The organism is Labrys okinawensis, from assembly GCF_002982075.1.
Classification (GTDB): domain Bacteria; phylum Pseudomonadota; class Alphaproteobacteria; order Rhizobiales; family Labraceae; genus Labrys; species Labrys okinawensis_A.
The window spans coordinates 43,135-56,298 of record NZ_PUEJ01000002.1; the positions used below are offsets into that span (position 1 = coordinate 43,135).

The window sequence follows — 13,164 nt, forward strand, 5'->3', positions numbered from 1 at the left end:
AGACAGCCATTCTCCGGGAGAGACGATAAGGTATTGCTCAGTCTTCGCCGATGGAACCGCTGATGAGGCCATCCCTTCATCAATAAGGCCTCTTTTCGCGGCGCGGTATGATACGGCCAATACTGAATACACATTTCCCCGGATGGTTTCTGCCTGCAAGAGAATGCAGAGGTACAATAGTGGGGGAACTCCATGACTTCAAAACTGAGGCGGAAGGCCTTGGCGTGCGCCGCACTGATGACGTGCCTGATGGCGCCGAATGCGGCCAAGGCCATCGATATCTATCCGGGGGACTATACCGCTCTGCCGTCCGGAACCAATCTGGCCCTGGGCTATTTCGGCTTCACGGCCAACAGCCGGCTGGATATCGAGGGTATCGGCAAGATTCCGAAATCGCGTTATCAGACGGCGGTCGGCATCCTGCGCTATCTGCATTACTCCGACATCAACGGCATGCCGATCGCGGTCCAGGCCTTCCTGCCGATCGGCGGCTTCACCCAGCACCAGATCGGCGGCGTCGATGCCCGAAGCAAGAGCGGCATCGGCGACCTGACGCTCGGCTTCACCGTCTTCCCGCTGCATGGCGCCGACCAGCCCGGCGGCACCACTGTCGGACTCACTGCCTATGTCTCGGCGCCCACCGGCAATTACAGCGCCCGGGCGCCCTTCAACATCGGTACGGGCACCTGGTATTTCACGCCGCAGCTCGGTGTCATCCAGAATCTCGGCAAGGGCTTCTTCATCGACGCCGCCGCGGATGTGGCGCTCTATATCGACCACACCGAATATGGCCTCAAGCGCTCGCAGGATCCCTCGGTGCAGCTTCAGGCCTATCTGCGCTATCAGTTCTCGCCGGCGACCTCGGTCTCCTTCGGCTATTCCGGCCATTTCGGCGGCAGGCAGTCGGTCGGCGGCACCTATACCGGCCTGAAGACGGACTCGCACGGCCTGCGCGCCTTTGCCAGCCACATGCTGACACCGACATGGCAGATCTCGGGCGTGGTGGGCGCCGACATCGCCAATGCCAAGGGCGGCTTCCGCAACGACTTCACCGGGCAGATCCGCCTGATGAAGATCTTCTAAAGCGCATTGCAGGTGCGCCCCCAAGCAGCGGCCTCCCAGCTGCTTGGGGTGTTTTTCTCTGGAGCAAAGCGCGTTCAAGCGTGAACGCTTATTTGCCCTAACTCATTGTTCTGACGCGTCTTTGCGATTCTAGGCGACTCCGTCAAACCGCAACACGCTATAAAATAGCCGGCTACTTATCTCCTTCGAATCGCTCTACCGCCTCGCCCTGCCCATAGCTTGACAACCGTCCAATAAAAACTTGACACTCGTCCAAGATTGGCATGAGATCGCATCATCATCCCCGCCATAAGGGGCCGGCCGGTGCCGACAGGTCCGACCGTCAGAAATCAGGAGGGACTGCCCGATGGCCAATCCATTCGATCTGACCGGCCGCAAGGCCCTCGTCACCGGCGGAGCGCGCGGCATCGGTGCCGGCATCGCCGAGGCGCTGGCCAAGGCCGGCGCCGACGTGGTGATCGGCGACGTCCTGGAGGACCAGGGGCGCGACATTGCGTCCACCCTTGCCGGCCATGGCCGCAAAAGCAGCTTCGTGCGGCTCGACGTCACCCAGGAAGCGCAATGGGAAAGCGCCGTCGCCGACACCATCGGCGCGATCGGCGGCTATGACATCCTGGTCAACAATGCCGGCATGGAAGTGACCGCGCTGGTAACGGAGATCGAGCCGGAGAGCCTGCGGCGCATGCTCGACGTCAACATCGTCGGCACGCTGCTCGGCATGAAGCATGCGTTCCGCGCCATGCGGCCCGGCGGGACGGCTGGCCAGGGCGGTTCGGTGATCAACATCGCCTCGGTCGCGGCCCTGATCGCCTTCCCGGCCATCTCCGGCTATTCCGGCACCAAATCGGCCGTGGACCGCATGACCCGCGTTGCCGCCGCCGAGGCGGGCAAGCTCGGCTATGGCGTGCGTGTCAACTGCATCTATCCGGGCCTCATTCCCACTGAAATGGGCGTCAAGCTCGCGCAGGACGTCGTTGGCCTCGGCCTGTTCCCCGACATCAACGCCGCGCTCGCGGCCGTGACCGGCCTGACGCCGCTCGGCCGCCTGGCCGAGATTTCCGAGGTCGCGGATGCGGCCGTGTTCCTGGCCTCCGACGCCTCGAAGTTCATCACCGGCGCCGGCATTCCGGTCGAGGGCGGCATGGGGAGCTGAGGCTCGATCGGCTGCGGCCTCCCGCAGGGCCGCTGGATACAGCTATCCCGAAAGGATTTTGCATGAACGGCAAGCAACCCGTCGTCGTCTACGGCGCCTCCGGCTATACGGGGCGCCTGGTCTGCGAATATCTGCGCGAATACAACATACCCTTCATCGCCGCCGGCCGAGACGCCGCCCGCGTCCGCGAGGTGGTCGAGCGCATCCCCGGCATCGAGACGGCGAATTACGAGGTGGTCGGCGTCAACCACAGCGTCGAAGCGCTGACGGAACTGTTCCGCGGCGCCAGGGTCGTGTGCAACATGGTCGGCCCCTTCATCAAATATGGCGGAGAGGTGGTCGAGGCCTCGTTGCGAGCGGGCTGCCACTATCTCGACACCACGGGCGAACAGGATTGGGTCCTGCATGCACAGGCCGAATGGGGCAGCAAGTTTGCCGGCAAAGGTCTTCTGCTCTCCCCCGGCGTCGCGCAGATGTACACCACCGGCGAGATCGCCGCTCAGATCGCGCTGGAGACGCCCGGCATCGACACGCTCGACATTCTGGTGCTGTGGAGCGGCTTTCCGACCACCGCTTCGGTCGAGACCATTTTCACCATCCTCAAGGCCAAATGGCATTATCTGGAGCAGAACCAGTACAAGGAATGGCCGCTCTCCCAGACCTTCGAGGTCAACGTGCCCGGCCAGCATGGCACGGCGATCGCCCTGCCCTGGGGCGGCACCAGCCATCCGGTCTGGTTCAAGGACGATCCGCGTGTCGCCACCGTGAAGGTGGCCGCCGGCGTCTTCGCCCGCGAGGTGATGCAGGGCGTCATCGCCACGGTGAAGATGTATGAGGAGAACATCAAGCCGCTGCCGATGGCCCAGCAGGAGGTCGAACTCGGCAAGATCGCGGCCTCGATCCAGAGCGGCATGCCGCCGCGCGAAAACCCGCGGGTCAACCGCTCGGTGGATTCGGTCTATGGCTCGGGCCCGCTCGGGCGGGTCCATTGCCTCATCCACGGCAATTGCAACTACAAGCAGACCGGCCTGCTGCAGGCCTATGCCGCCTATTCCCTGCTGCAGCAGCCGCCCCTGCGCGCCGGCTTCGCCTCGGCCTGCCAGGCCTTCGGCCATCATACGCTGCTCGGCGTGCTCAGAAGCTTCGGCCTGGTGATGAAGCCGGTACTGACAGTCCAGGATTGAACGAGGAACGGGAGGGCGAGGCCGATGCGGATCAGCTTCTATCTCGACAAGGGTGCCTCGCTGGGGCCGGCCGCGCCGTGCCTGACCATGGATGGCGCCTCGCTGAGCTATGCCGACGTCGTCGCCCATTCCAATCGCGTCGCCCATGCCCTCGCCAAGGCTGGCGCCCGCCCCGGCGACAAGGTGGCCGTGCTTTCGGCCAATGATCCCAAGGCCTTCGCCAGTGTGTTCGGCATCGCCCGGGCCGGGGCCGTATGGTGTCCGATCAACCCGCGCAACGCACCAAGCGAGAATCGCCAGATCCTGGCCGATTTCGATTGCACCGTGCTGCTGTTCCAGCAGGCCTTCCACGAACTGGTCGAGACCATCCTGCCGGACCTGCCGGCCCTGAAGATGCTGGTCTGCCTGGACGGAGAGGCGGCCGGTGCCCCGTCGCTGGCGGAATGGCTGGCCGACATGCCCGACACGCCCTTCCCGACGCCCCCGGACAATGATGTCGCCATGCTGGTCGGCACCGGCGGCACCACCGGCAAGCCCAAGGGCGTGTTGCTCACCGACGACAATCTCGAGGCGATGTCAGCCATCATGCTGATGGCCTATCCCTATCGCGACCGCCCGGTCTATCTGGCGCTGCCGCCGCTCACCCATGCGGCGGGCGTGCTGACCCTGCCCGTCCTCGCCAAGGGCGGCGAGATCGTGATCATGCCCAAGCCCGATCTCGGCGTCTTCCTCTCCCTCATTCCACGCCATGGCGTCAGCCACACCTTCCTGCCGCCGACCCTGATCTACGCGCTGCTCGCCCATCCCGACCTGCCGCGGACCGACCTCTCCTCGCTGCAATGCTTCTGGTATGGCGCGGCGCCGATCGCGCCGGCGCGGCTGGAAGAGGCGATCCAGCGGATCGGGCCGGTGATGGCGCAGTTCTTCGGCCAGACAGAGGCGCCGATGGTATGCACCACCATGGCGCCGGCCGATCATTTCAAACCGGACGGCAGCATCGACAAGGCGCGCCTCTCTGCGGCCGGCTATCCCCCGCCCCTGCTGCAACTCGCCATTCTGGACGGCAAGGACCGGCCTCTGCCGCCGGGCGAACGCGGCGAGATCGCCATACGCGGCTCGCTGGTGATGCGCGGCTATTACAAGGACGAGGCCGCGACGGCTCAGACCCTGCGCTCGGGCTGGCTGCATACCGGCGATATCGGCTATCTCGACGCCGACAACATGCTCTACATCGTCGACCGCCTGAAAGACATGATCATCAGCGGCGGCTTCAACGTCTATTCGGTCGAGGTGGAGCAGGCGCTGCTCGAACATGCCGATGTCCAGGACTGCGCCGTCTTCGGCCTGCCGGACGAGAAGTGGGGCGAGATGGTCTGCGCGGTCGTGCAGCTTCGCGCGGGCCGCAATGCCGATACCGAGGCCTTGCGCACCTTCGTCAAGGCCCGGATCGGCAGCGTGAAGACGCCCAAACATGTCGAGATCTGGCCGGATCTGCCACGCTCCAAGGTCGGCAAGGTACTCAAGCGCGACATCCGCGCCGAACTCCTCGCCGCCCGGTCGTCTTCGGCCTGACAGCCTCAGTCGTCGGGATGGCCGGCCTTGGCCTGCAGAAGATCGGAGAAGGCCAGCAGCACGCCCGAGACCATGAACACCATGTGGACGCCGACCAGCCAATAGAGGTCGCGGTCGGACAGGTCCTTGATCTGCATGAAGCCCTTGAGCAGTTCGATGGCCGAGATCAGCACGATCGAGGCCAGCAGCTTGAGCTTGAGGCCGGCAAAATCCACCTTGGTCATCCAGTTCGGCCAGGACAGATGCTCGGCGCCATCGATCTTCGAAACGAAATTCTCGTACCCCGAGAAGATCACGATCAAGACCAGGCTGCCGAGCAAGGCGAGATCGACCAGTTCCAACACCCCCAGCACCGTCTGCTTTGGCGTGAGCGTATAGGCGCCCCCGACGAAATGGAGCAATTCCTGCCCGAATTTCAGCAAGACGACGAACAGGGCGATGACCAGCCCGATATAGAACGGCGCCAGCACCCAGCGCGAGGCGACAAGCCCGCGTTCGATCCATTTTTCCATAAAGTGATCTCAACCCGACATGAACAATCGCGCGCAAAATAGAGGGACGCGCCCGGCCTGGGAACCCAGCCTTGCCAAATTGTAATCGAATTGGACGGATATCGCGGACGGAGGGCCCGTTACTTCACGCGCAGGATCTCCACGCCGGCCATGGCGCCCGGCACGGCGCGCGGCTTTTCGACATGCACGCGCACGGCAGCGGCACGGTCGAAGGCAAGGCAGCGCTGGGCGAGGCGCTCGGCGAAGGTCTCGAGCAGGTCGACATGGCTGGCGGCGAGGTCCCGGCCGATGGCGGCGATCTTGTCGTAGTCGATCGTGCCCCCGATATCGTCATTGCCGAAATTCGCTTCGGCCAGGGTCAACTCGACATCGACGACCAGGGGCTGGGTCACGCCCTTCTCATGCTCGTAATAGCCGATATGGGCTTCGAGATTGAGGGCGCGCAGAAAGACGCGGCTATAGGATCGCGGTTCGGTCATGGAAGCGAGACATGACACACTCAGCCGGGAATGGCCATCGCCGTTTCGCCCGCTGCTTGCGCCGCTTCGCCATTCAGCGGGTTGTCGGGATCCCAGCCATAGAGGGTTTCACCGAACCGCATGTCGCGCGCATCGAGATGGATGAGGCGGCCGGTAAGGCCGGTGCCGAAACCGACGATCTCGCGGATCGCCTCCAGAGCCATCATCGAACCGGCGACGCCGGCGAGAGCGCCGAGCACGCCCGCCTCCGCACAGCTCGGAATGGTGCCCGGCGGCGGCTTCTGCGGGAAGAGGCAGCGCCAAGTCGGATTGGGCGCGCCCTCGGCATTGGTCTCGAAGGGCCGCAGCGTGGTGAGCATGGCGTCGAACACGCCGAGCGCGCCCATGATCAGCGGCTTGCGGCCATGGAAACAGGCATCGGAGACGGCATAGCGGGTGTCGAAATTGTCCGAGCCGTCGATCACCAGGTCGTAGCCTGCGATCAGCCCGGCCGCATTGGCGGGATCGATGCGCAGGGCATGTTCGACCACCGTCACATGCGGGTTGAGGCGCTCGATCGCCTCCCGAGCCGTCTCGACCTTGGGACGCCCGATATCGGGCGTGGCATGGATGATCTGACGCTGCAGGTTGGAGAGCGAGACGACATCGTCGTCGGCGATGCCGAGCGTGCCGACGCCCGCCGCCGCCAGATAGAGCAGCACCGGCGCGCCGAGCCCGCCAGCGCCGACCACCAGGATGCGGGCCCGCGACAGGGCCTGCTGTCCGGCGCCGCCGACCTCATGCATGACCACATGCCGGGCGTAGCGCTCCAGCTCTTCGGATGAGAATGCCATGGCACGAATGTAGGGGCCCCCGGCGTGGGGCGCAATCGCCGAGAGGGCTTCTTCCGGGGGAAGAGGCGGACGAGACGTCCGCGGGCCCACCCGAGCGCCACGCCGCTCGGTTGTTCCAAGCAAAGCGGCCCGGATATTGCCGAGAAAGCGCTGCGCCCGGGACCGCGGGCGTCACAGCGGCATGCTTGCATGTCGCGATGTCCGCTTTTCTTTCTCCGCATCCGCCCACCGATCCATGGTCTCGCCTTCTGAATGCGAGCCTGTATGATCGCGCTCCAAGAATCAGTCCTGAACAGACCGAAGACGAGGCCCTGATGACTTCTGCCCCGCGCGCACCCGGAAAGGGCGACCACGTCTTCCTGGTCGACGGCTCCTCCTTCATCTTCCGGGCCTATTTCCAGTCGATCAACCAGGACGCCCGCTACAATTACCGCTCCGACCGCCTGCCCACGGGCGCGGTGCGCCTGTTCTGCAACGTGCTGCACAAGATGATCAAGGAAGGGGTGATGGGCATCAAGCCCACCCATCTCGGCATCATCTTCGACAAGTCGGAAGACTCCTTTCGCAAGGAGATCTACCCGCCCTATAAGGGCCACCGGCCGCCGCCCCCGGAAGAGCTGGTGCCGCAATTCCCGCTGATGCGCGTTGCCGTGCGCGCCTTCGGCCTCAAGCCGGTGGAACAGGCTCGCTACGAGGCGGACGATCTGATCGCCACCTATTGCGACATCGCCGTCAAGGCCGGCGCCGACGTCACCATCGTCTCCGCCGACAAGGATCTGATGCAGCTGATCCGGCCCGGCGTTGTGATGTTCGACCCCGCTTCCGGCGACCAGAAGGCCAAGGGCTCGCGCCCCGAGCGCCTGATCGCCGAGGCGGAGGTTTTGGAAAAGTTCGGCGTGACGCCCGACAAGGTGGTCGACGTGCAGGCCCTGGCCGGCGACTCCACCGACAATGTTCCCGGCGTGCCCGGCATCGGCGTCAAGACGGCGGCGCAGCTGATCAATGAATATGGCGACCTCGACGGGCTTCTCGCCCGCGCCGGCGAGATCAAGCAGCCCAAGCGCCGCGAGAGCCTGACCGACCCGGAGAACGTCAAGCTCGCCCGGATATCGCGCGAACTGGTCAAGCTGGTCAGCGACGTCACCCTGGAAACCCCGATCGAGGAGCTCATCGCCCCCGGGCTCGATGCCAGGGGCGCCATCGCCTTCCTGAAGGCGATGGAATTCTCGACCCTGACCCGCCGCATCGCCGAGGATGCCGGCCTCGACGTAGCCGATATCGAGGCCGACGAGACGCTGAAGATCCCCGACAGCGATTTCTCGCCCGCCCCCGCCCGGACGCCGTCGCCCAGGCCGAGCGCCGACGGGGTCTCTCCCGCTCCGGCTGTTGCGACCGGGGCCGGCACGCCCTCCGCAGTGGTGGAGAGCGTCAAGGCCAGGCTTGCCGCCATTCCCTTCGACACCGGGTCCTACGAAACCGTCGCCAGCCTGGAAGCACTCGATGGCTGGATAGTCAGGGCCCGTGAGCTCGGCTACGTCGCCTTCGACACCGAGACCACCTCGCTCGACGCCTTGCAGGCCGATCTCGTCGGCTTCTCCCTGTCGGTCGAGCCGGGCAAGGCCTGCTATGTGCCGTTGCGCCACCGCGACAAGGCGGACCTGTTCGGCGGCGGCATGATGCCCGGCCAGGTCGATGCCGCCGAAGCCCTCACGCGGCTGAAAGACCTGCTCGAAGACCCGGGTGTCCTGAAGATCGGCCAGAATCTGAAATATGACACGCTGGTGATGGGCGAGCAGGCCATCAAGGTCGCGCCCTATGACGACACCATGCTGATGTCCTATGTCGTCGATGGCGGCCGCGGCAATCACGGCATGGACGAACTCTCCTTGCGCCATTTCGGCCACAAGCCGATCGCCTTTTCCGAGGTCTGCGGTTCCGGCAAGTCCCTGATCGGCTTCGATCAGGTCACCATCGAACGTGCTACCGCCTATGCGGCGGAGGATGCCGACGTCACCCTGCGCCTCTGGCTGCTGCTCAAGGCCCGCCTGGTCGCCGAGGGGCTGGTCAACATCTACGAGACGCTGGAGCGCCCGCTCGTCGCCGTGCTCGCCAATATGGAATCGCGCGGCATCATGATCGATCGCCAGATCCTGGCGCGCCTGTCCGGCGAATTCGCCCAGAGCGCCGCCCGGCTCGAGGCGGAAATCCACGAACTCGCCGGCGAGACCTTCAATGTCGGCTCGCCCAAGCAGCTCGGCGACATCCTGTTCGGCAAGATGGGCCTGCCCGGCGGCAAGAAGACGCCGACCGGCCAATGGGCGACCTCGGCCCAGGTCCTGGAGGATCTGGCCGACCAGGGCCTGGAGCTGCCGCGACGGATCGTGGCCTGGCGCCAGCTCACCAAGCTCAAATCCACCTATACCGACGCCCTGCCCACCTATGTGAACCCGAAATCGGGCCGGGTGCACACCTCCTATTCCCTGGCGGCGACCACCACGGGGCGCCTGTCCTCCTCCGAGCCCAATCTGCAGAACATCCCGGTGCGCACCGAGGAAGGCCGCAAGATCCGGTCGGCCTTCATCTCCGCGCCCGGCGCCAAGCTGATTTCGGCCGACTATTCGCAGATCGAACTGCGCGTGCTCGCCCATGTCGCCGAGATCCCGCAGCTGACCAAGGCGTTCGAGGATGGCGTCGACATTCACGCCATGACGGCTTCCGAGATGTTCGGCGTGCCGGTCGCCGGCATGGACCCGCTGGTGCGGCGCCGCGCCAAGGCCATCAATTTCGGCATCATCTACGGCATTTCGGCCTTCGGCCTTGCCAACCAGCTCTCCATCCCGCGCGAGGAAGCGGGCGCCTATATCAAGAGATATTTCGAACGCTTCCCTGGCATTCGCGACTATATGGACCGCATGAAGGCCGAATGCCGCGCGAATGGCTATGTCGAGACCATTTTCGGCCGCAAGATGCATTTTCCGGCGATCGACTCGAAGAACCCGTCCGAGCGGGCCTTCGTCGAGCGCCAGTCCATCAATGCGCCGATCCAGGGCTCTGCTTCCGACATCATCCGCCGGGCCATGAGCCGCATGGACGCCGCACTCGCCAAGGCCGGCCTTTCGGCCAGGATGCTCTTACAGGTGCATGACGAACTCGTCTTCGAGGCACCGGAGGAGGAAGTCGAGGCGACACTGCCCGTGATCTCCAAGGTGATGGAGCAGGCAGCGCTTCCGGCCCTGCAGCTGAAGGTGCCGCTGCAGGTCGAGGCGCGGGCTGCGAGCAATTGGGAAGAGGCCCATTGAGCCGAGCCGGCCGGCATTAATCCTTTGTAACTCGCCCCAATTCCGGCCGGTTCTTGTCCGATTGAGAAGCAGCACCCACATGGGAGGCGTTGCGGCCTACCCTCTCAGGAAGCAGCCGCGAAGGAGAGTCAGGATGACCCCCAACGAAAAAGCCCTCATCGAGGACCTGTTCAATCGCCTGCGCAGTTCCGCCCCGAGCGGGCGCGACGCCGAGGCCGAGGCGGCCATCGCGGCCGAGATGGCCCGCTCGCCGGGCGCCGCCTATGCGCTGGTGCAGACCGTGCTGGTGCAGGACCATGCCCTGCGCGAGGCCCACGCCAAGGTGCAGGCCGCCGAAACGGCCGGCCAGCAGGCCCCGCAGGCGCCACAGCAGCCCGCGCAGCCGCAATCCATGCTCGAGCGCGCCGGCTCGGCCCTGCAGGGCTTCGGCGGCCAGCGCAACCAAGCCCAGCCGGGACAGTTTCCTCCGCAGCAGGCCGAACAGCCCGCGCGTGGCGGCGGCTTCCTGCAGGGGGCCCTGCAGACGGCGGCCGGTGTCGCCGGCGGCGCCTTGCTGTTCGAGGGGGTGCGCTCGATGTTCGGTGGTGGCGGCGGCCTGTTCGGCGGCGGCGGCTCCGCCCCCTGGGGCGAAGGCAACACCACCATCAACGAGACCATCATCAACGAAAACGGCGACAGGGGCCGCGACAACGACGACAATGTGCGCGACGCCAGCTACGACTCGGATAATGACGACGATGGCGATTACGGCTCGGACGATTCCGGCGACAGCGACGACGGCTGGATCTGATCGCCATTTTGTTTGAAAACAATCGTTCCTACGAAACCCCGGCCTGTGGCCGGGGTTTTACATGACATGCCGCGCAGCAGGCCCGGGTACAGGAGGGTCGATCTTCAGATCGACCGCCTTTCCCCCAAACGCCGCGTTGCCAAGGTGGTCGATCCGAAGATCGACCCTCCAATGTCGTGACTCACAGCCCTTCGAACAGGGCGCTCGAAATGTAACGCTCGGCGAAGGAAGGCACGATCACCACGATGGACTTGTTGTCCATGCCGGGGCGGGCCGCCAGTTCCAGGGCGGCTGCAACCGCGGCACCGGAAGAAATGCCGCAGGGAATGCCCTCGATGCGGGCGAGCAGGCGGGCGGTGTCGAAGGACGTCTGGTTGCCGACGGTGATGATGTCGTCGATCACCGAGCGATCGAGCACATCCGGCACGAAGCCGGCGCCGATGCCCTGGATCTTGTGCGGGCCAGGCTGGCCGCCCGACAGCACCGGCGAATCCTCAGGCTCCACGGCGACGATCTTGAGATCGGGCTTGCGCGGCTTCAGCACCTGGCCGACGCCGGTGATGGTGCCGCCGGTGCCCACGCCCGAGACGAAATAATCGACGTCGCCCTTGGTGTCGTTCCAGATTTCCTCGGCCGTGGTGCGGCGATGGATCTCGGGATTGGCGGGATTGCGGAACTGCTGGGGAATGATGGCGCTCGGCAGTTCCTTGACGATCTCCTCGGCCTTGGCGACCGCGCCGCGCATGCCCTGGGCCGCCGGCGTGAGGACCAGTTCGGCCCCGAGCAGGGCCAGCATCTTGCGGCGCTCGATCGACATCGATTCCGGCATGACCAGGATCAGCCGATAGCCCCGGGCCGCCGCGACGAAGGCGAGCGCGATGCCGGTATTGCCGGAAGTCGGCTCGACCAGCACGGTATCGGGCTTGAGATGGCCGGACTTTTCCAGCGCATCGATCATGCTGACGCCGATGCGGTCCTTGACGCTGGCGATCGGGTTGAAGAATTCGAGCTTGGCGAGGATACGAGCCTTGACGTTCTTGGCCTTGGCCAACCGATTGAGCTGCACCAGCGGGGTATCGCCGATGGTCTCGGTGATCGACTGGAAGATGCGGCCGCGGCCGGGCACGTGATTGGCATTCGCCATGGGAAACGTCCTTGATTGAAAGCGCTGGAATTCAACATTAATCCACGAAAATGTCGAGATTAATATTGAATTACAGATTCATGATGTTTTTTAGCGGCCGAGGCTCAGATCGCAAAGTCGATATTGGCGGGCGTACCGCCGAAGACATGCTTGCGCTCGGCATCCCGGCACAGATCCTCGACGGTGATCTGGTCGAGTTCGGCCAGAAAGGATTGCGAGGCCTGGTTCACCGCCGGTGCGATGACCTGGTCGACCAGGGTCGACACGGGCGCCGGCTCGTCCTCGCCGGCGGCATCCGTCATCGCCGCACGCACGATGTCGCCGACGCTGATACGCCGCCGCTCGCGGGCCAGTTCATAACCTCCCCGCGGGCCGCGCACGCCCTTGAGAATATTGTGGCGCACCAGGGTCTGCAGCAAAGTTTCCAGATGGCGCGGCGGCAAGGCATGCCGGGACGCAAGAGCCTTGGCGGCGACCGGCGTGGGCCTCGAATGGTGGGCGATATCGACCACGGCGGCAAGGCCAAGCAAGGAACGGCGCGAAAGCAATTGCATGTCGACCCCCTGAAACGGTCCTACTTCATTGTTGCGGTGCCCGTCGAACCGAAGCCGCCGCTGCCGCGAACGGTCGAATCGACTTCCGCCGTTTCGACCAGGGCAGACAACGTCACCGGCGCAATGACCAACTGGGCGATTCGCATGCCATGGGTGATGGCAAAAGATTCTACACTCAGATTGATCAGGGCGACTTTAATCTCACCGCGATAATCGGCGTCTATCGTACCGGGTGCGTTCAAAACGGTAATCCCGCTTTTCACAGCCAAACCGGAACGTGGGCGCACTTGTCCTTCATAGCCCTGTGGAATTTGGAAAACCAGCCCGGTCGGCACCAGAGCACGCATCATCGGTGCAAGAACCAGGGTTTCCCCCGGTCCCAGCGCTGCCGGCAGGTCGAGACCCGCCGCCCCCTCGCTCTGATAGGCGGGCAGTGGCAGGTCACCGGCATGGGCGAGTTTCTTGACGGGAATGGTCAGGGTCATGGCAATCCTTCGGAGAGCGGGTCTCAGACCCGCCTGTTTCAAAATTGTAGAGACAAGGAACGGGGTAGGCGAGCCT

At 64.6% G+C, this 13,164-nt stretch carries 12 protein-coding genes; 6 read left to right on the forward strand and 6 right to left on the reverse strand.

Annotated elements, in window-relative coordinates; translation table 11 throughout:
* Positions 1-192 precede the first annotated feature (192 nt).
* The 4 genes from C5L14_RS03805 (at position 193) to C5L14_RS03820 (ending at position 4,992) form a co-directional block, all read left to right on the forward strand.
* Entirely contained in the window at positions 193-1,083 is an 891-nt protein-coding gene (locus C5L14_RS03805) for a transporter (protein ID WP_105860727.1), read from the forward strand.
* Between the two features lie 346 nt (positions 1,084-1,429).
* Positions 1,430-2,236, forward strand: a complete 807-nt coding sequence (locus C5L14_RS03810) for an SDR family NAD(P)-dependent oxidoreductase (protein WP_105860728.1) — start codon at positions 1,430-1,432, stop codon at positions 2,234-2,236.
* A 62-nt stretch (positions 2,237-2,298) separates the two neighbouring features.
* Positions 2,299-3,420 (forward strand): DUF5938 domain-containing protein, encoded by a 1,122-nt coding sequence (locus C5L14_RS03815; RefSeq protein ID WP_105860729.1) that lies wholly within the window; start codon positions 2,299-2,301, stop codon positions 3,418-3,420.
* A gap of 24 nt (positions 3,421-3,444) precedes the next feature.
* Positions 3,445-4,992 carry an acyl-CoA synthetase gene (locus C5L14_RS03820; RefSeq protein WP_105860730.1) on the forward strand — a complete coding sequence of 516 codons (1,548 nt, stop codon included), beginning with the start codon at positions 3,445-3,447 and terminating at the stop codon, positions 4,990-4,992.
* Between the two features lie 5 nt (positions 4,993-4,997).
* On the opposite strand, the gene C5L14_RS03825 is transcribed toward C5L14_RS03820, so the two are convergent.
* From C5L14_RS03825 to C5L14_RS03835, 3 genes are all read right to left on the reverse strand, one after another.
* A complete protein-coding gene (locus C5L14_RS03825; RefSeq protein WP_105860731.1) occupies positions 4,998-5,504 on the reverse strand; it encodes a TIGR00645 family protein in 507 nt (168 codons plus the stop codon).
* Between the two features lie 119 nt (positions 5,505-5,623).
* Positions 5,624-5,983, reverse strand: coding sequence for a dihydroneopterin aldolase (folB, locus tag C5L14_RS03830; RefSeq protein WP_105860732.1), 360 nt, complete (start codon positions 5,981-5,983; stop codon positions 5,624-5,626).
* A gap of 20 nt (positions 5,984-6,003) precedes the next feature.
* Complete coding sequence (locus C5L14_RS03835; RefSeq protein ID WP_105860733.1) at positions 6,004-6,816, reverse strand: HesA/MoeB/ThiF family protein; 813 nt, start codon at positions 6,814-6,816, stop codon at positions 6,004-6,006.
* Between the two features lie 314 nt (positions 6,817-7,130).
* Between C5L14_RS03835 and polA the strand changes: the two genes are divergently transcribed.
* Both polA and C5L14_RS03845 read left to right on the forward strand, forming a co-directional pair.
* Positions 7,131-10,115 carry a DNA polymerase I gene (gene polA / locus C5L14_RS03840; protein WP_105860734.1) on the forward strand — a complete coding sequence of 995 codons (2,985 nt, stop codon included), beginning with the start codon at positions 7,131-7,133 and terminating at the stop codon, positions 10,113-10,115.
* 133 nt (positions 10,116-10,248) lie between these two features.
* Positions 10,249-10,905 carry a DUF2076 domain-containing protein gene (locus C5L14_RS03845; RefSeq protein WP_181161019.1) on the forward strand — a complete coding sequence of 219 codons (657 nt, stop codon included), beginning with the start codon at positions 10,249-10,251 and terminating at the stop codon, positions 10,903-10,905.
* Positions 10,906-11,086: 181 nt separating this feature from the next.
* On the opposite strand, the gene cysK is transcribed toward C5L14_RS03845, so the two are convergent.
* From cysK to dut, 3 genes are all read right to left on the reverse strand, one after another.
* Positions 11,087-12,049 carry a cysteine synthase A gene (gene cysK, locus C5L14_RS03850; protein WP_105860736.1) on the reverse strand — a complete coding sequence of 321 codons (963 nt, stop codon included), beginning with the start codon at positions 12,047-12,049 and terminating at the stop codon, positions 11,087-11,089.
* Positions 12,050-12,153: 104 nt separating this feature from the next.
* A complete protein-coding gene (locus C5L14_RS03855; protein ID WP_105860737.1) occupies positions 12,154-12,603 on the reverse strand; it encodes an RrF2 family transcriptional regulator in 450 nt (149 codons plus the stop codon).
* Positions 12,604-12,623: 20 nt separating this feature from the next.
* Positions 12,624-13,088 carry a dUTP diphosphatase gene (dut, locus tag C5L14_RS03860; protein WP_181161020.1) on the reverse strand — a complete coding sequence of 155 codons (465 nt, stop codon included), beginning with the start codon at positions 13,086-13,088 and terminating at the stop codon, positions 12,624-12,626.
* Positions 13,089-13,164 lie beyond the last annotated feature (76 nt).

What these genes read in the sequence shown, in the direction of transcription:
- C5L14_RS03805 (WP_105860727.1), top strand. Translation starts at nt 193, where the DNA reads ATGACTTCAAAACTGAGGCGGAAGGCCTTGGCGTGCGCCGCACTGATG.
- C5L14_RS03810 (WP_105860728.1), top strand. Translation starts at nt 1,430, where the DNA reads ATGGCCAATCCATTCGATCTGACCGGCCGCAAGGCCCTCGTCACCGGC.
- C5L14_RS03815 (WP_105860729.1), top strand. Translation starts at nt 2,299, where the DNA reads ATGAACGGCAAGCAACCCGTCGTCGTCTACGGCGCCTCCGGCTATACG.
- C5L14_RS03820 (WP_105860730.1), top strand. Translation starts at nt 3,445, where the DNA reads ATGCGGATCAGCTTCTATCTCGACAAGGGTGCCTCGCTGGGGCCGGCC.
- C5L14_RS03825 (WP_105860731.1), bottom strand. Translation starts at nt 5,504, where the DNA reads ATGGAAAAATGGATCGAACGCGGGCTTGTCGCCTCGCGCTGGGTGCTG.
- folB (WP_105860732.1), bottom strand. Translation starts at nt 5,983, where the DNA reads ATGACCGAACCGCGATCCTATAGCCGCGTCTTTCTGCGCGCCCTCAAT.
- C5L14_RS03835 (WP_105860733.1), bottom strand. Translation starts at nt 6,816, where the DNA reads ATGGCATTCTCATCCGAAGAGCTGGAGCGCTACGCCCGGCATGTGGTC.
- polA (WP_105860734.1), top strand. Translation starts at nt 7,131, where the DNA reads ATGACTTCTGCCCCGCGCGCACCCGGAAAGGGCGACCACGTCTTCCTG.
- C5L14_RS03845 (WP_181161019.1), top strand. Translation starts at nt 10,249, where the DNA reads ATGACCCCCAACGAAAAAGCCCTCATCGAGGACCTGTTCAATCGCCTG.
- cysK (WP_105860736.1), bottom strand. Translation starts at nt 12,049, where the DNA reads ATGGCGAATGCCAATCACGTGCCCGGCCGCGGCCGCATCTTCCAGTCG.
- C5L14_RS03855 (WP_105860737.1), bottom strand. Translation starts at nt 12,603, where the DNA reads ATGCAATTGCTTTCGCGCCGTTCCTTGCTTGGCCTTGCCGCCGTGGTC.
- dut (WP_181161020.1), bottom strand. Translation starts at nt 13,088, where the DNA reads ATGACCCTGACCATTCCCGTCAAGAAACTCGCCCATGCCGGTGACCTG.